General features: G+C 51.6%; 17 protein-coding genes. 5 read left to right on the plus strand and 12 right to left on the minus strand.

Annotation, left to right across the window (positions count from 1 at the left end):
- Window position 1 precedes the first annotated feature (1 nt).
- A complete protein-coding gene (locus TSP01S_RS04660) occupies window positions 2-943 on the plus strand; it encodes an ABC transporter substrate-binding protein (RefSeq protein ID WP_041076901.1) in 942 nt (313 codons plus the stop codon).
- Complete coding sequence (locus tag TSP01S_RS04665) at window positions 871-1,677, plus strand: ABC transporter ATP-binding protein (RefSeq protein ID WP_171816804.1); 807 nt, start codon at window positions 871-873, stop codon at window positions 1,675-1,677. Before TSP01S_RS04660 ends, TSP01S_RS04665 begins: the two co-directional genes overlap by 73 nt.
- Here the strand turns inward: TSP01S_RS04665 and TSP01S_RS04670 are convergent.
- From TSP01S_RS04670 to TSP01S_RS04685, 4 genes are all read right to left on the minus strand, one after another.
- A complete protein-coding gene (locus tag TSP01S_RS04670; RefSeq protein WP_041076903.1) occupies window positions 1,642-4,653 on the minus strand; it encodes an efflux RND transporter permease subunit in 3,012 nt (1,003 codons plus the stop codon). The two genes, TSP01S_RS04665 and TSP01S_RS04670, sit on opposite strands and share 36 nt — an antisense overlap.
- Window positions 4,654-4,675: 22 nt before the next feature.
- Window positions 4,676-5,353, minus strand: a complete 678-nt coding sequence (gene cuyB / locus TSP01S_RS04675) for a cysteate racemase (RefSeq protein WP_041076905.1) — start codon at window positions 5,351-5,353, stop codon at window positions 4,676-4,678.
- Window positions 5,350-6,582 (minus strand): PhoPQ-activated protein PqaA family protein, encoded by a 1,233-nt coding sequence (locus tag TSP01S_RS04680; protein ID WP_041076906.1) that lies wholly within the window; start codon window positions 6,580-6,582, stop codon window positions 5,350-5,352. The genes cuyB and TSP01S_RS04680 overlap by 4 nt, the downstream gene beginning before the upstream one ends.
- 81 nt (window positions 6,583-6,663) lie before the next feature.
- Complete coding sequence (locus tag TSP01S_RS04685; protein ID WP_231848609.1) at window positions 6,664-7,530, minus strand: hypothetical protein; 867 nt, start codon at window positions 7,528-7,530, stop codon at window positions 6,664-6,666.
- A gap of 186 nt (window positions 7,531-7,716) precedes the next feature.
- On the opposite strand from TSP01S_RS04685, the gene TSP01S_RS04690 reads away from it, so the two are divergent.
- On the plus strand, window positions 7,717-8,157 hold the full coding sequence (locus TSP01S_RS04690; protein ID WP_231848610.1) for a type II secretion system protein: 441 nt from the start codon (window positions 7,717-7,719) through the stop codon (window positions 8,155-8,157).
- 42 nt (window positions 8,158-8,199) lie between these two features.
- Here TSP01S_RS04690 and panD read toward each other — a convergent pair whose 3' ends face one another.
- The gene (gene panD, locus TSP01S_RS04695) at window positions 8,200-8,553 is read right to left on the minus strand and encodes an aspartate 1-decarboxylase (RefSeq protein ID WP_041076910.1); all 354 of its coding nucleotides are present in this window, start codon (window positions 8,551-8,553) and stop codon (window positions 8,200-8,202) included.
- A gap of 45 nt (window positions 8,554-8,598) precedes the next feature.
- On the opposite strand from panD, the gene TSP01S_RS04700 reads away from it, so the two are divergent.
- Complete coding sequence (locus TSP01S_RS04700; protein WP_041076912.1) at window positions 8,599-9,831, plus strand: patatin-like phospholipase family protein; 1,233 nt, start codon at window positions 8,599-8,601, stop codon at window positions 9,829-9,831.
- 76 nt (window positions 9,832-9,907) lie between these two features.
- On the opposite strand, the gene TSP01S_RS04705 is transcribed toward TSP01S_RS04700, so the two are convergent.
- The 3 genes from TSP01S_RS04705 to TSP01S_RS04715 all read right to left on the minus strand — a co-directional run bounded on the left by TSP01S_RS04705 (window position 9,908) and on the right by TSP01S_RS04715 (window position 11,868).
- Window positions 9,908-10,324 (minus strand): hypothetical protein, encoded by a 417-nt coding sequence (locus TSP01S_RS04705; RefSeq protein ID WP_052463503.1) that lies wholly within the window; start codon window positions 10,322-10,324, stop codon window positions 9,908-9,910.
- Between the two features lie 5 nt (window positions 10,325-10,329).
- Entirely contained in the window at window positions 10,330-11,211 is an 882-nt protein-coding gene (locus tag TSP01S_RS04710) for a KaiC domain-containing protein (protein ID WP_041076914.1), read from the minus strand.
- Between the two features lie 78 nt (window positions 11,212-11,289).
- Window positions 11,290-11,868 carry a coiled-coil domain-containing protein gene (locus TSP01S_RS04715; protein WP_144380634.1) on the minus strand — a complete coding sequence of 193 codons (579 nt, stop codon included), beginning with the start codon at window positions 11,866-11,868 and terminating at the stop codon, window positions 11,290-11,292.
- Window positions 11,869-12,007: 139 nt separating this feature from the next.
- On the opposite strand from TSP01S_RS04715, the gene TSP01S_RS10050 reads away from it, so the two are divergent.
- The gene (locus tag TSP01S_RS10050) at window positions 12,008-13,630 is read left to right on the plus strand and encodes a DUF4910 domain-containing protein (RefSeq protein ID WP_052463504.1); all 1,623 of its coding nucleotides are present in this window, start codon (window positions 12,008-12,010) and stop codon (window positions 13,628-13,630) included.
- Here TSP01S_RS10050 and TSP01S_RS04725 read toward each other — a convergent pair.
- The 4 genes from TSP01S_RS04725 to TSP01S_RS04740 form a co-directional block, all read right to left on the minus strand.
- Window positions 13,623-14,498, minus strand: a complete 876-nt coding sequence (locus tag TSP01S_RS04725) for a radical SAM protein (protein ID WP_041076916.1) — start codon at window positions 14,496-14,498, stop codon at window positions 13,623-13,625. The genes TSP01S_RS10050 and TSP01S_RS04725 overlap by 8 nt on opposite strands.
- Entirely contained in the window at window positions 14,495-15,496 is a 1,002-nt protein-coding gene (locus tag TSP01S_RS04730) for an alpha/beta hydrolase (RefSeq protein WP_052463505.1), read from the minus strand. The genes TSP01S_RS04725 and TSP01S_RS04730 overlap by 4 nt, the downstream gene beginning before the upstream one ends.
- A complete protein-coding gene (locus TSP01S_RS04735; RefSeq protein WP_231848611.1) occupies window positions 15,480-16,421 on the minus strand; it encodes an alpha/beta hydrolase family protein in 942 nt (313 codons plus the stop codon). The genes TSP01S_RS04730 and TSP01S_RS04735 overlap by 17 nt, the downstream gene beginning before the upstream one ends.
- 122 nt (window positions 16,422-16,543) lie before the next feature.
- A complete protein-coding gene (locus tag TSP01S_RS04740) occupies window positions 16,544-17,059 on the minus strand; it encodes a hypothetical protein (protein ID WP_041076919.1) in 516 nt (171 codons plus the stop codon).
- Window positions 17,060-17,245 lie beyond the last annotated feature (186 nt).

Genomic DNA, 17,245 nt, shown 5'->3' on the forward strand with positions numbered 1-17,245 from the left:
AGTGAGAAAGTTCTGGCTTGCTCTCATCCTGTTCTGCACACTCGCCTTTGCTCAGCAGGTCGTTGTCGTGCTGGACTGGTATCCCAACACTAACCACACGGGTCTCTACGTGGCGCTCGAGAAAGGCTTCTTTGCGGAGGAAGGATTGAGCGTGTCCATAGTTGAACCGGCGAAGATGAGCGCCGAACAGATGGTGGCGAGCGGCAACGCACACTTCGGTGTGAGCTTTCAGGAGTTCGTCACCTACGCCCGCGCCGAGGGCCTTCCTGTGGTCTCCATCGCCGCGGTGATCCAGCACAACACGAGTGGATTCACCTGGCTCAAAGCTTCAGGCATCTCCTCACCAAAAGATTGGGAAGGAAAGACGTACGGTGCGTGGGGTACGGAGATCGAGGAAGCCATGCTGAGAACGATCGCCAGAAAGTACGGTGTCGACTGGTCGAAGATCAAGATGCAGACTGTTGGACAGCTCGACTTCGTGACGGGTTTGAGGCAGAGAGTCTTCGACTTTCAGTGGGTCTTCTATGGCTGGGAAGTGATAGCAGCGAAACTCGCGGGACTGGATGTGGAATTTTTAGCCTTGAAAGACATAGACGAAGTTTTCGATTACTACACGCCCGTCCTCATCACCAGCGAGAAGTTGATCCAGCAATCGCCCGAGCTGGTGAGAAAGTTTTTGAGAGCGGTGAGCAGGGGTTACGCTTACGCGAAAAACAACCCTGAAGAGTCCGCAAGGATACTGCTCAAGTACGCACCGGAGCTGGATGAGAAACTGGTCATCGAGTCTCAGAAATATCTGTCTACGAAGTACTGGGAAGATTCACCGAAGTGGGGCTGGCAGGATGAAAAAGTGTGGAGGAGGTTCTACGAGTGGATGAGAGAAAACAACCTGGTGCCAGAGATTCAGATAGAAAAAGCGTTCACGAACGAATTTTTGCCCTGAAGGTGAAAGATCTCAGAGTATCGTACGATGAACTTCTGGTCATAGACGGTGTGGATCTGCAGGTCGAGTACGGCGAGACTGTGGCCGTGCTCGGCCCTTCTGGATGCGGTAAAACTACCTTGCTGAAGGCCCTTTTGAATCTCGTACCCTACAGTGGTGAAGTGGTTCTGAACGTCGACAAGGTTGGTTACATGCCCCAGCGCGACACGCTGTTCGAATGGATGAACTGCCTCGACAACGTTGCCCTGCCACTTTTTCTGAACGGTACGAACAGGCAGCAGGCCAGAAGAATGGCGATGGAATATTTGAAAAAAGTCCAGCTCGAGGAGTGGGCCCTGAGATCGGTTCACGAGCTTTCAGGTGGTATGAGGCAAAGAGTTTCACTCGCGCGCGCACTGGTCACGGGGGCGAAGTTCTTGCTGATGGATGAACCTTTCAGCTCCGTCGACGCCCAGACGCGGAGAAGTCTGCAGCTGCTTTTTTCCGACCTGGTGGTTAGAGAGGGTATCACCGTGCTGCTGGTGACGCACAGCGTGGAAGAAGCCGTCTTTCTCGCAGACAGAGTCGTGTTGCTCTCTCAAAGGCCCGCGAAGGTAAGGAAGATCTTCAATGTGGAACTGAAAAAACCGAGGACCATAGAGGTCCTCGCCGATCCTTTCTATCAGGAGTTGGTTTCACGCATCTACCAGGAGATTTTCTCAAGCCCGGTTCGATCTTCCCAAAAACAGCTCTAAAAGCATCGGGACGACGAACAGTGTGAAGAGTGTCGTCACGCTCAGGCCGAACACGATCGTCCACGCGATGGGCGATTCGAGTTCCGATCCTTCGGCTCTGCTCAGAGCGACTGGTATCAGTGCGAGGATCGTGGTGAGGCTGGTCATCAAGATGGGTCTGAGCCTGAGCGAAGCCGCTTCTGTCAGAATGGATCTGAACGATGCTTCTTTAGAGCTTCTCATTCTCTGGAGTACGAAGCTCGCCATGACGATCGCGTTGTTCACAACGGTGCCAACGAGCGTCAGAGTCCCAACGAGCACGGGTAAGTTCAATTCGTAATTGAAGATGAGCATCACGAGAGCCAGCGCGATCAGAACCACTGGGACGGATGTGAATATGACCAGAGGAACTGTGAGGGATTCAAACTGCGCCGCCAAGAGCATGTAGACGAGTATCGCGGCGACCACGATGATCGTTCTGAACTCTGAGAAAAGCGTGTCCATCGAATTCTTCTGTCCTGAAAGCTCGTGATCGACCTTCAATCCCAGTTCGCTCACAGTTTCTTCCACGATCTTCGTCAATCTCGAAACGGGCAAATCCGTCTTCGTCACGTCGACGTAGACCACGCGTTCGCCGTCCAGGTGTGAGATGGACATCAAAGTCTCTCTCTTTCCAACGTTCGCTACCAGCTCGAGTGGCACGTGTTGACCCATAGTGCTTTTGAACGTTACGTTCTCTACATCTTGAACTGTTCTGATCTGCGATGTTGTGACGTAAACTGGCAGGTTACCTTCCTGAGTCGAAACGACGCCGATGGCCTGTCCCACGGTACGTCTCTGAAATTCCATCAGTATCTGACCTGGCAGCAAGCTGGAAAAGATCGACCTGTTTCGATCTATCTGCACCAGCATCGTTTCCAGAGTGGCTTTGCCACGGATTGCGATCTGTCCAACGTTTTTCTGTTTCAGCGCCTCACTCAATCTCTCGGCTTCGCTCAGCAAGTCGTTGATATCTTTCCCTTTGAGCACGACGGTCAAAGGATATCCGAACAACTCAGACATGATGTCGGATTCACCAACGCTCAGAGTGGCATCTTCAAGTTCCAGTTTCGAAAGTTCTTCCAGCAACAGCTGCTTGTTCTTCACGTATTCGGACCTTTTACCTCTGAACCAGACGTACAGTGTGGCTTTGTCCTCACTCGCTCCTCCAACGATCTGTGACAGTTCACTCGTCACACCCACTTCGCAATAGACGCTCTCGATGCCGAACTTCTCCTTTTTGTCCAGAATGAACTTCTCCAATCTGGAAGCGGTCTGAGATGTTTTCTCGTAACCGGCCTGTTCTTTCATCTTCAGCGTGATCGTGAGCGTGTTCGACTCGAACTTGGGGGTGAAACTTCTGGGTTTGTTCAACACGATGAAGACGCTGATGATCAGCGAGAGAAGGACAATCGCGAGCACGAGATATTTCTTATCGAGCGATTTTTCCAGAGCTTTTCTGTAACTGTCTCTGAACCTTTCATAGACTCCGATCCTTTTCGACATTATCCATCTGGAACCTGCGGGTACGAGCACACTGGCCACCGCGAGCGAGGCTCCGAGCGAGAGAGAAAGCGTGGCGGCGAAGTACTTGAACATCGTGGCAGCGAAGCTCTCCGTGAAGAGGAGCGGTACGAAGACTATAACTGTCGTTGCGGTTGAAGCGAAGATCGCACCGAAAACTTCCCTCGTTCCCACGGCGGCGGCATCCAGATAGTCGAGTCCTTCACTCTTGTGTCTGAAGATGTTTTCGAACACCACGATCGCGTTGTCGACGAGCATGCCCACCGCCATCGTGAGACCACCGAGCGTCAAAAGATCGAAGTTCAATCTGAAGAAATACATGAGCACGATGGCAACGACGAGCGAAACGGGAATACTGAAAGACACTATCATCGTGCTGAAGACGTTCGGCACGAACAGTGCGACCACTAACGATGCACACAGCAAACCTAAAAGAAGGTTCTTCAGCAGGTTGTCCACGGCCCTCTGCGTGTAGAGAGATTGATCGATCAAGGGTGTGTAGCTGATACCGAGTTCCTTCAGAAGCTTCTTGACCTGTCTCACACTCTCCACGGTGTTCGCACCGGATCTTTTCCTGATCGCCACAACGTTCGTCGCACGCCCGTTGACCCTGACCAATCCCCTGACCTCTTCCTCAACGATCTCGATCGAAGCGACCTGCCCCAGCCTGATCGGCACCAAAAGTTTTGGAAGCTGGCCGTTCATGAGTCCCTGGTAGGTGAGTCCCCTGAATCCAACGACTGCGTTCTTCAGATCATCCAAACTTTTGAAACGTGCGTCCACCGTGATGGGATAAACGTTACCGTTCTCGTCTTTCACCTGACCCATGGGATAGATCGCGTTGCCTGAAAGGAACATCTCCATGAGTGAGAGATCCAGGCCGAACTGTTCCACTTTCTCTGGATCGAGCCTCACGACAACACGTTTGTTCGGTCTACCGAGAACTTCGACCCCCGCCACGTCTGGCAGTCTCTTTATCCGATCGATGAAACTGTCGACATCGTGTTCCGTCGAGAACACGAACACGGGCAGCAGCGAGGGATCGAACTCCACAACGGAAGGTTTCACTCCTTCTGGAAGGTTCGCCTGCGCGAGGCTCAGATACCTTTCGAGCCGGGACGAGGCGGAGAGCACATCCACGCCCCACTCGTACTCTATGAGGATGAAGGATAGACCGGGTTGAGAAACGGAAGTGAACCTCTTCACACCAGGAACTGTGGCGATGATGCGTTCCAGCGGTTCGGTGACGAGCTGTTCGACTTCTTCGGTGCCCGCACCCATGTACGTGGCGAAAACGGCAGCGTAGGGATATTCGATGTTCGGAATCAGTTCGAGTTGAAGCTTTCGGAGGGCTATCACACCGAGAGAAGCGATGGCAACGAGGAGCATGAACACCGCAACAGGTCTTCTTGCAGCCTGCCTTGCCACGTTCATTTTTGATGTTCACCTCCGAACTCTATTTCAACCTCCCACCGCACATCTCCACGATCATCCTCGCCCACAGCTCGTTCAGATCGATCAGCTTCACCCTCTCACTGCACGCAACCACGGGAAGCTCGGTGCACGCCAAAAGTACGTACCCATCGAGGTGTGGTTCAACCTCTTCGAGCCAGATCCGTTTTGCCTGTTGCAGCTTTCCAGCCTTCACTGAATAGATCACGTTCATCACGGAATCCTGCACGGAAGGATCTGGAACCTTCAGATCGAACCCTAATTCTTTCGCTGCCCTCTGGTACACTCCGCTCGCGATCAGCCCCTTGGTCCCCGTGAGCCATGCGCCTTTGATTCCAATCTCCATCAATTTCTCCAGCGCCAGCTTTGGAAGGTTCAGGATCGGGATGTCGACCTGCGCCTGGACCTTCTCCAGGAAGGCGTGCGCGGTGTTGCACACGAAGAGTGCGAAGTCCGCACCGGCTTTCTGCAGCCTTCTGACCGAGTCGACCAGATAGGGCGTGGGATCTTCCCCGTTGTGCAGCAGTGAGGTGGTCCTGTCCGGGACCTGGGTGTTGAAGTCGACGATCATGCGTATGTGGTCCTGATCCTTCTCCGCGTAGGTTGATTCGACGACTTTCTTCAAAAAATCAACCGTTGAGAGTGAGCCCATCCCGCCGACGATGCCTGCGACCTTTTTCATCTGTACACCCCCGGTGTACACACGCTCAGCGTTAGACCTTCGATCTCGAGCACGATCTCTGCGTAGTACGCGACGTGTCTGTTCGCAGGTGGTTCGACCGAAATCGAGTATACACCTTCTTCTGGTAGAACAGGAAATCTGAGCCAGAGGGATTTTCTGAAGTCGGTCGTGTCAGAAACGGCCCTGTGCAGATAGACCTGCCGGATCGCGGGATCCTGTTTCACAACGATCTTTCCATCAGAAATTTCGAAATCAACCCTCGGAAGGGCGTTCTTCAATGCAAGCTTGAAGAAAGAAGAAGCGTTGTCGACGACGTACGGAATGTTCTTTATGCCGTGTGGATTGTTCGGCACGTACAGAAGATAATTCTGTCCGGGAAGGTCGAAGAAGTACAGCATGCTCGAATAGATGGTCCAGTACTCGTCGTTCGTGGCGTTCACGATGTACTTTGGCATTCTCAGCTGGTCCTTGTAGCTGTAAGGGTCGACCATCTTCAAAAGCTTCTGCCCGATCTCCGTGTGGACGTACCGTGGCAGATCCCTTTCGACGTACGGCGAGATGCTCTTGCTGTAATCACCGTACATCTGCAGTTGCTGCGCGAGCTGTTTCGCGAAGTTGAGGTTGTCGAACACGATCGGTGCTATGGCGAAGACCCTCTCGTCCACAACGGCCGTCAGCCAGGTGGTCCATCCCCGCTTCGACGCACCGGTCAGCAAGAATCTCTCGACGTTCAACATTTCCTGAACCATGTCCATCGCGGCAACTGCCGATGTGGTCATGGGGAAGAGTAGAGGCCAGGTTGGATCGTTCGTCTCGGCGTACTGAACGAAGGTGTGTGCTATGAGATCGTCTTCTCTGAGCCCGAAGATGGGCTGGTTCGGCACGTCGCCGAGCACCACGAAGGGCGCACCGAATTTTTCTGCGATCCACAGATAATCTTCGACTTCCTGAGTCCTGGTCGGATCGAAGTCCCCGGTGATGTACAGCACGGCGACATTTTCGAATTCGACCGTGGGAGGCACCACTATCAAGACATCGTGCTTCCATTCGAACTCGCGCCACGTTTGGCTCTTCAAAAGCACATGAATGAGCTTGAAACCACTCTCTGTGGTTTTTTCTGACACGATACTGTAATCTACTTCCTTATGTGTGCGAACATAATCGAACAATTCCTGGCACATAGCGATCGATGTCAGTACCACAAGTAACAACACAAAGATTTTTTTCATACAATCACCCCCAGCACGATTATACAGCTGCCATGGTTACAGAAGGGTTCAAAACGATGGTGGAACGATCGGGAAAGATTTTCACATCTTGAAAGAGAACATCGTCGCCACGGCGGCGGGCAAAAACTGCTCGAAGCTCTGTTCCGTCGCGAGGTACGTCAGCGTGATCGCGACGTCATCGAACACGGCGTGCGCCTGGAGCGCCTTGAGAACAGTTCCAGATTGGGCGAAGGTGAAGATTCTCCAGAAAAACTCGTTCCCCTCGACCAGATTCTGCCCGGAGGACAGCGATCGATAGCCGTTCAGTTTTTCGAGGGTGTTCTTCTCTACAAACTCTGCGTACTCGGTGACTTTCATTCTCCTTGGAAGTTTTTCCTGAACGATCTGGATGTACCCTGCTTTTTTATCCTGCAGCGCTACGAACGAACCGATCTCCCCTTCTTCGCTCTGTGCGGGTTCGAACGGTTGATGAACGTTCATTCTGTAGCCGTATTTCTCGCTCACGTAGTTGAACCACACAGGTCCCTTCAGACTGCACACCGTCAACAACGCAGGTACCAGATACCTGTGAAATTCTTCTTCGGGTGCGAAGTAGCTCAGCACGTACGCCTTGCCGCTGCGGAGGAAGATCAACTGAAAAGATTGAACGACTCTGTCTGTTTCTATGGAGAACCATCTGAAGAGGCAGTTCAGATTCGCAATTCTCATCGCGCCGAAGCTTCTTTCTTTCATGAAATCTTGCCTGGTCGCGAGGAACACCTGCTCCAGCGTGATGGTGGGAGCGATTTCGAACGAAACGATCTGGATCGTGCTCGAAGCACCGGCAACTCTGAACAGACCGATCTCACCTGGTCTCATCGGCTGAACGGCGTAAAAAGGTTCGTACACACTCAGTGCCAGATCCATCGCGGGAGAAATGTAAAGCGTCTGTGCGAAGAGAGCTGTCACCATAAAGGCAGAGAAAAGTGCAATCTGTTTCGTTGAAATCACCCCCACGAGTTAAGTTTAGCACTTTCTGTGCTGAAGCCGAATGAAACTTCTTTTTTGGAACTATCTCTTTACGGAACGAAGAGTTTGCATTTTTTGATGGGGCGTTGTATGATAAAATAAAAGCGCAGGCGGAGGTGAAGGTGTATGAAGAAACTCAGAGGTATGTCGAGAGGTTTCACACTGATTGAACTTTTGATCGTTCTGGCAGTGATCGCAGCGTTGCTGTCGATTGTGACACCGACGGCGTGGAATGCTGTCAGGCGAGCGAACGCAGCACGTGTGGCTGCCACGATGAGGAACATAAAAACCGCTGTTGAGAGCTACGTATATGTCGAAAGAAAAGACCCCACCGAACTCAATAATAATATCCAGAAACTGGTGGACACTGGCTATCTCAGCTCTAGTCCTACAGACTTCAACCTTACAGTTGTAAGTCAAAGCTGGGATCAAACAGGTACCGCGACAGTTACGATAAGTTATACAGGTAGCCTTGATCTTGATGATGTACAAAAGTTTCTCCCAGAGGCTACTAAAAGCTCAGACAATAAGCCAGCGCTTGTTTTTAAGGTCTTCAAGTACTGGTGACACTCTCCTAAAATTTGATCTAAGCCAGCCCTTGTGGCTGGCTCAGTTTTTCAGTTCCTTTATTCGGTTTCCATCTCCAAGTATCGCTACCCTGGGGCCGGCGTATTCATCTTCGTTGAACAGACCGAAGCTCATGATGATGATCTTATCTCCAACTTCCACCAACCTTGCGGCGGCTCCATTCAAAGCTATCACACCGCTGTTCGGTTTTCCTTTTATCACGTAGGTTTCGAACCTCGCACCGTTGTTCACATCCGCCACCAAGACGAGTTCGTTCTCTTTCAGATCCACCGCTTTCATGAGCTCTTCATCTATTTCTATACTTCCTTCGTACTCCAAGTTCTTTTCTGTCACCGTGGCCATGTGGAGCTTCGATTTCAACATGAACCGCATCATCGTGAACACCTCCAATCTCAAATTATAATGTTGCTGGGTGGGAGCATGAACGCGTTTCTGGCAGCCGCGACGAGCGTGGCGTTGGTGCTTTCCGGTGGGGGCGCGCGTGGGGCTTATCAGATAGGTGTATGGAAAGCGTTACGTGAGCTGAACATAGACATCGTTGCCGTTTACGGAACCTCCGTGGGAGCGATCAACGGTGCTCTCATCGCCTACGGTGATTACGACTTCGCCGAAAGGGCCTGGCTCGAGGTGGACTTCGAAGATGTGATGAACGTTCCTGAAGAGATGAAAAAGATCCTGACAGGAGGACTTTTCGAGGTCAACATCTTTAAAGCCTTTGAGGTCGCGAGGGATTTGATCCAGAGTGGAGGTATAGACATCGGTCCGTTGAGGGAAAAATTGAAAACCCTGCTGCCGGAAGATAGGATAAGGAATTCGAAAGTTCACTACGGCCTCGTGACTTACTGCATCAGCGATTTGAAACCCTACACGCTCTACATAGAAGATATCCCTGAAGGCCTGCTCGCCGACTACATACTCTCCAGCGCCAACTTTCCTCTGTTCAAAAGAGAGGAGATCTCTGGAAAGCTCTTCATCGACGGTGGTATCTACAGCAACGTCCCGGTGCGCATGGCGGTTGAGAAAGGCTGGGAGAACATACTCGTTGTGGACATAGGCACGATCGGGCTGACGGACATACTGGATTATCTGAGAGTTTTCCGTGATCGGAACCGCATCGGATACATCAGGCCGAGGGAACATTTCGGGAACGTGATGAACTTCGACAGAGAAGTGATCAGGAAATACTTCATCGAAGGCTATCTCGACACGCTCGCCTATTTTGGAAAACTGCACGGTGAATACTACTACCTTTCGAGCGACGAGGACGTTTTGAAGCAGATGTATACGAAGCTCAGCGTCGAAGAGAGAGACATCGCGGCAGCCTTGCTCGGCATCAAAGTTCCCACCCATCTGCCCGCAGAGCAACAGTACGAATCTTTCATACTTCCCCGTCTGAGGCTCGAGGCTCTGGCGTTCTTCGAAGATTCCAAGAAGGTGTCCCTCAGATTGCTCGAAAATCTGGCGAAGATTTTGAAAGTAGAGAGGCTGAGAATTTACACCCCATTCGAACTCCTGGAGGCCATTGTCCACAGCGCTGAGCCGGAAGATCTTTTGAGCAGACTGGCAGTGCAGGTGAGATACCGGAAGGTTCTGGACTTCGTACTGCTTCTGTATAAGAGCTACACGAAGAAGCCGATACAATGGGAAAAATGATACACGAATCGTGGCGATTTAAAAAATCTTTTGCACCTGTCTTTGACGTTCTATTTCGGGTCTGACGTTCCGATTTTCAAACGGCGGATTCCTCGAACAGCGTGCCCGTGCCGCTTTCCCGCTTGACGAGTTTGTAGGCCAGCTTCGCCACCGCACCCGCGGTGTGCACTTTCAAATCCTTCTTTTCTTCTTCACAGAATTTGTCTATGTCCTCCAGGCGTTTCTTCACCGCTTCGGGGTCTGCCTTCAGAATATTCTTGACCGTGGCGCTGGAGGTACCCAGATACTGCGCTATGAACTCGTCGCTCTTCGCGTACTCCTGTTTCAGGACAACGGCGATGCACGCACGCGCGAGCGATGCCAGCCAGGTCAGGTTCCTGTGCTGGGCGAGTTTGTTGAGACCCCCGAGCAACTCGATCGATTTGAACAGGACCTTCGTGGCCATCTGTTCGATCTGTTTTTCTAAATCTGCAGGTTTTGGTTCTAAGATCATGCTTCTCACCTCCCACCGAGCGGATTGGTGATCCTCACGAGACCTGTTTCCGTGATTTCCATGATGTAGGTCCGGGTATCGTGACCCGAAAGCCTGCATCCATCGATTCTGAAGAGTCTAACGATGTCTCCAACCGGTTTTCCATATACTTTTGACTTGTAAGGACTGTCCACAAGTTCCTTCGCAAGAACGAAACAACCGTCCACAATGTGGCTCACCGCGTATCCTCCAGCGGCCTCGGCGGTGAGTTCTTCGTGTCCGCTTCGCTTTTGTGAAACGAACAATGCTGTCTGGTACCATTTCTTCATGAAGTTGAACAATCGGCGCACGATCGTGCGTGCGGCAACTTCTCTGTTCTCATAAAGTCCGGTGACGGAATCTATGACCACGAACCTCACCTTGTATTCCTTTATAACGTGCGCGAGCGTTGTGAGCAGATCTGGGATGTTCTCCCTCAAGGTCGCGTGGGAAGCCGCATCGATCAAGATTATGTTCTTCTCGATCTTACCAGGATCGTAACCCATCGCGGCGGCGCGTACCTCAAGCCCCCTCGCCACGAAAACTGCTGGGGATTCAACTGTTATGAACGCCACCCTTTCACCACGCACCGCCTGGGCAACTGCAAACTGTTCTACGAGGAGCGATTTTCCAGTGTCCGAAACCCCTGTGACGTTGATGACGGCGTAAGCCGGAATTCCCCCGAGCGGTTTCTTGACAGGCTTCCCGTCCTTAACCTCCACCGTGAAGAACAGCTCGTCCAGACCTTCGACCCCAGTTGGAATACCGACGATCTTTGGACTCTGTTTCACCGCTTCGTCCATCACGATGATGCTTTCTTCAACTATCCTTGGTTCGGCCTGGGATTCGTAGCCTTCGTACCGTTCCATCGTTCACACTCCTAAAATTTAATTTTACCAATAAAAAAAGCGCCGGCTTGGAGCCGGCGCCTTCCTGGGGGTGGGGACTCACTTGATGTATTCTTCGAGCGCGTCGATGAACTCTTCGTCCAGGAACGCTGGTCCTCTGAATCCGTCAAACTTCCAGCCAAACCTCGGATCACCGTATTTCACGATCCTTCTGAGTCTGTAAGTTTGCATCAGCTGTTGTAGCTGTTCAACCCTGATGGTTTGTTCGAGCCTTTCACGCAGCTGCTGCATGATCTCCGCACGTTTTTGATTGAGTTCTCTGACCTTGTTCCTGAACTCGTAGACTGTCATGTTCTTGGACTGATCGTAAAGATCTTTGTATTCCTTTTCGAGTGCTTCGAGCTTTGCCTTGGCTTCCTCGATCGCGTCGAGCATCTGCTGGGCCTGCTCCTTGGTGAGGTTCATGTCTTTGAACATCTCTTCGTAAGTGAGTTGCTGTCTCGCTTGGTATCTCGGTGCCGGTGCTACTGGCTCCTTCCAAGCCGGAGCGAACCTCTGCATCTGCGGAGCAGGTACGAACCTATTCACCTGTGGAACGTTTCCGAACCTTCCTGCTGCAAAACTCACCGCTGCTGCCAAAATCACCAGTGCCACTGTCAGTGCTAAGAACCTTTTCACCTCAACCACCTCCTGTGGTTTTTTCGTTTCCATTTCTATTGTCCTCCCATGAAAGATTTTTGTTCTGGTTTTTAAGAAAACTCTAATTTTTCATCCTGAACAGGTTCGCCCTTAGAATCTTTTTCGGGAGGGTGCACGCGTGGATGGGCAGCAGGTTCTCGACACGGTGAGGTTCATCAGTCAGTTCCACAGGGCGAGGGGTAGTGATGAGTACAGCCTTTTGGAGGAGAGATTGAAGGAGCTCTTGATCTCTTGGGGGATAGAGGAGAGCCAGATCGAGGTGTTCGAATATCCCACAGGTGGCATCAAATACGGTAACTTCGATTCGACGATGGTGTGGAACATCAGAGATGCGGAACTGTGGCTCGAAAATCCTCGGACTTTCCTCAGCAGTTTCAGATCCTGCAAAACTTCGGTGCTGTTCGGGAGTAATCCGACCGGTGGCTGGAAAACCTTAGAGCTCGTCGATGAAAGTTACACAGGGGATCTGTCGGACAAAGCCGTGCTCGTGCAGATGAACCCGTCGAAGGCGTTCAAGCAGTTCGTCGAGGAACGCAACGCAAAATGTTTGCTCGTTTACTTCATGAGGGCTCAGGATGAATCGATCGGTAGAACGCCGAACCAGATGCCAGATACGACGAACTATCTCGCATTGCCACACACGCTGAAGGCCAGTCAGCACGGAGCCTTCGGTTTTTCTCTCACTTACAGACAGTACCAGTTTTTGAAGAACTTTGCGAACAAAGGTTTCAAGGTGAGACTCTTCGTGGACAGCGAGCTGAAGGTCGGTACGATGAAGGTTCTCAGGATACGCTTTACTGGTTCTCTTAACAAGAAGATCGGTATCGTGGCGCATCTGTGTCATCCGAGTCCGGGTGCGAACGACAACGCCTCCGGTGCCGCGCTGGCCCTGCACCTCTGCAGAGAGCTCAGGGAAAAATCTCTAACGTTCGGGGTGGACGTGGTACTGTTGCCAGAGTTCTACGGCAGTATTCCGTACGCAGCCCAGCACAACGATTACGAGTTCGTGATCAATTTAGACATGGTTGGAGAGGACCAGCAGAAAACAGGTTCGACCCTGCTGCTTCACGAAACACCACCGCTTCTGAACACGTTCTACGATGAGCTTTTGTACGATTCGATGCTGTTGTTCGCACCGTCGAGCTCCGATTCCTTCACCAGGAGGTTCTACCGCAGCACGTTCAAATCCGGTTCGGACCACTCGGTCTTCGAAAATTACTCTGTGCCTTCTCCCTTCCTCGGTCAATGGCCAGACAGGTACTACCACACGAGCGACGACACACCGGACAAGTGCGATCCAACGATGTTCGAATGGGTTGGAAAAGCGGTTCTGAGAACTTTAGAACTGGCGCACGCAGTGCCAGAGTACGTAATCGAACACGCCTACGGAAGATTGAACGGTTTCCTGAAAAAGGTGGATGGAAAGTTTGGCGCCGACATCGTTGCGAACGTGGTGAAAAGGGCTCACGGTGAGAGAATTGAACCCTTGAAGGCGAAAGTTCGCATAACTCCGTCGACCGAAGGGCCACTGGGTTACGAGTGGTTCGACAAAGCGGGGGAGCTCTCGGAGAAGAGAGAGATCGTGAACCTTGGAGAACTGATACAGCTCTGTGCACGGTACCTTCGGGACTACGACGCGACGATAACCTTCGCCTCGACTTATTTGAACGTAGACGCAAAGACGACTCAGGATGTGATCGACGTACTTCTGAAGAACGACTTTTTGAAGCGTGTCAGCTGACGATTTTCAGCCCGAGAGATCTGGCTTTGTTGACCACTTTCACGAGCTCTTCACGAGCGATGCGCCTGCCCAGCTCGGGATATTCCCGTGCCCTGTAGGCGGGGTAGTACTGCGCCATGATGTTCACGGGAATGTCTGTGGAGACGGATGCGATCAGTTCGAGCACCCTTTCGCTTGAAGATACATCGTTCGGCATGACTAAATGTCTCACGAAGACGCCGCGAACGGCTATTCCGTTTTCTATCCTGAGCGGTCCAACCTGCCTGTACATTTCTTCGAGCGCGCTTCTGGCGACGCTGGTGTAATTCGACACTCGCGAATATTTGAATGCTTTCTCGTCGTCTCCGTACTTGAAATCGGGCATGTATATGTCCACGATGCCGTCGAGAAGTCTCAGTGTCTCGACGGACTCATAGCCACCACAGTTGTACACGATGGGAATCTTCAAGCCCTCTTTCCAGGCTTTAGACAAAGCTTCGACGATCATGGGAACCTGGTGCGTCGGGCTCACCAAATTGATGTTGTGACAGCCCATCCTCTGGAGCCTGAGCATGATCTTTGAGAGATCTTCAACGTCTATTTCTTCCCCCACACCCATCTGGCTTATCTCCCAGTTCTGACAGAAGACGCAGTTGAGGTTGCAGTTGGTGAAGAATATCGTTCCAGACCCGCCAAGCCCCACAAGAAAGCTTTCCTCACCGAAGTGCGGTCCGAAACTCGAAACGAGAGGCCTGGCGTTCGTCTTACAGGCACCGTTCTTCGAAACGGACCTGTTCACACCACAGCTTCTCGGACAAAGGTTGCAGTTCTGCAGAATCCTGTAAAGTTTTTCTATCCTCTCCTTCAGTTCGGCTTCACTCAACCTCATTTCTTCTCTTCGAGTTCTACCCTCCTGAGCAGCTCGAGCTGTTTTCGAAGTTCTCTGACGCCCATACTCCTGAGGACGAACCTGCACACGGCGTACTCGAAAGGTAGCCACGTGACGTGGCCAGACGGTATGATGTAACGTTTTGGTCTTCCGAGCGCTTCCCACAGGAGCTTTCTGCTCCTCTTGGGCAAGGCCCTATCGAAGAGCGCCTCGACGAAGATTATCCTGTCTCTCTTCACGAATTTGGCGTAGGCGAGCGGATCGAGCTTCAAGTAGGGATGAATGTCCGAACGTTGCATCTGCTCCACGGTTTCGAACTGCGATAGTTTCCTGATATCTTCGTCGAACATCTTCAAAAAGCTCTCCTTCTGCCCAACACCGTACGGAGCTTCCCTGAGGAGCTTTTCGTTCCTTCTGAAGAAGGCCAGCGTAGGAGAGTACCACAGCAACGTGGCCATCTCACCGCCCACGGTCATCAGGATCGTTCTTTCGAAATCGTCGCTCACCGCGTTGAGCAACACCGCGACCATGCCCCCAAGGCAGAAGCCGAACAGGTGAGTTTTTGCAAGCCAGAGACCTTCTTGCTTCATCCAGTCTACGACGCTCAGCACGTCGACGACGGATTGTTCCCAGAACCTTACGGCGCGCTCAACGTTCGTATCGAAGAAATCTTTTCCACTGGTAGAACCGTGCGCAACGCGCGTGAAGTTGCCCGGCAGTATGGGCATCAGCACGCGAACGCCCGCGTTGGCAAGGTGAGTCGCCATCCAGAGCAAGAACGGCACGTTCGTCGAACCGAGGCCGTGCAGGACGAAGAGATTTCCCAGCACGTTCTCCTTCGGTTCAAACAGGAAAGTTTCAACGATCTCCGTACCCTTCACAGGCCTTTCGTACAGCGTGTGGAATTTCAGCAGGGCCGCTCTGAACTTTTTCGCTTTGAATATGTAGCCCAGCGTGAACTCTATGGGCTTCTTTCGATATTCAAAGGATACGTTCAACCTGACCACCTTCTGAGAGAAATTCTACCGTTTTCTCCAGAATTCGTCTGGTTTCGTCGTCTCTCAGGACGAATTCAAAACCGTGGTCGGCTTTGTGGTGCGTCAACAAAACAACACGACAACCGAGCCGTTTGAGCTTCCTGTACATTTTGACTGACGACTGGTACGGAACGACGGAATCCTTCTTACCGTGGACCAGCAGGACCGGTGGCATGAGTTCGTGTACAACGTTGATGGGAGAATATTTTTGAAGCACGTCACTCGATATGAGGGGAAATCTTTTCAGCGTGGCGATCAGCGCGATCCTGGCGAACAGCGAGGACGATTCGAGGATGTCTTTCAGATCGCACGGAGCGTAGTAAGCAACCACATTTTTGACAGACCTGTACATCCTCGCCGCGGTGAGCAGTGCCAGATGTCCCCCGGCAGACAGTCCCATGAGCGAAATGGGTAGGTCGGCAAGGTTTAGCTTCGATCTGTTTTCGTCGAGAAAAACGATCGCTCGACTCAGTTCCTCGATCAGCTGGTCTATCTTGGCTCTGTACCCGCGAGAATAGTCGATCGTCGCGACGATGAATCCCTTCGAAACGAGGAACCTGTACCAAGAAAGGTTGTTGGGTTGTCTTCTATAGCCACTTATCCAGCCACCACCGTGGGCGAAGAGAACGATCCCTCTCGGTTCGGTGCGGGGATAGAACACATCGATCCAGAGGTTCTTCATGTACTGGAAGGTTTTCACCCGTGACCAGGGTTTCTTCTCGATTTCGAACGGCAACTTTCCAAACACCGCCCGGCGAATGTACGGAAGGTTGAACAGCGCGACGACGATGAGAAACAACATGAAACTCAAAGAGGCGCTTATCAGAAGCAGCGCCAGTTTGAGCAGAATCTTTACACGGTTCAGAAGTTTCTCTTTTCCTTTCACATCCTGCCTCCTGAAAGACAGCAACGTTGAACTTCGAAGTGCGATCGTTGTGGATCTTGCTCGTTGCTAAGGTCGATCACAACCACGTGCAGTTTTTCATCTCAAGCTTTCACACGACGTTTTCATCTCTTTCGGAAATCCACCAGTTCGGCCACGTAGCCCTGATCCGGCAACTCGAATTTGAGTATCAGATCTATTTCCTTTGACGCCACCCAGCTGAAGAGTTTTTGATCGTTCGAATAGAAACTGAAGCGCCTTCCTGTGTACTTGCCCACTTTTTCGTCCTTCTCGTAGACGATCTTCATACCATAGAAGTTCAGCGTCGATGGTCTGTCCAGATCCACCATCTGCAAAAACTGCAAAAAAGCTGGATTGTACGCGTAGCTCAGCATCGTGTAGATGTACGGTAAAGCGAAGGCCTCGTAATCGAACTCGTCCTCAACGGTGAACTTGACGCTGTAGGTGACTTCGTAACCTCCCTGCTTTAACTTGTCGAACTGCAGCAACACGGTGGCCGTTCTTTCGTCTACGGAGACTCTGTAGGTGATGGATTGGTAGTTCAGGAAGTTCACCTGCGTTTCGTAAGCTAAAGCAACAACGGTGAGTAGCAGTGCTGAAAGCACCACAAATTTCTTCATGCCTATCGCCCCCTCGGTAGTGTAGTCCATCACATTTTACCACGCCGCGATCGCACAACGGTAGAAAAAAAAATAATAAAGCAATATGATCGTTAAAAAGTTTGATGGTTCGGAGGTGAAAGGTTTTCCATGCAATATGATTTGAAAGCATTTTTTACCGGTAAAACACAATTTTAATTGTTAACA

This window comes from Thermotoga caldifontis AZM44c09, assembly GCF_000828655.1.
Lineage (GTDB): Bacteria > Thermotogota > Thermotogae > Thermotogales > DSM-5069 > Pseudothermotoga_A > Pseudothermotoga_A caldifontis.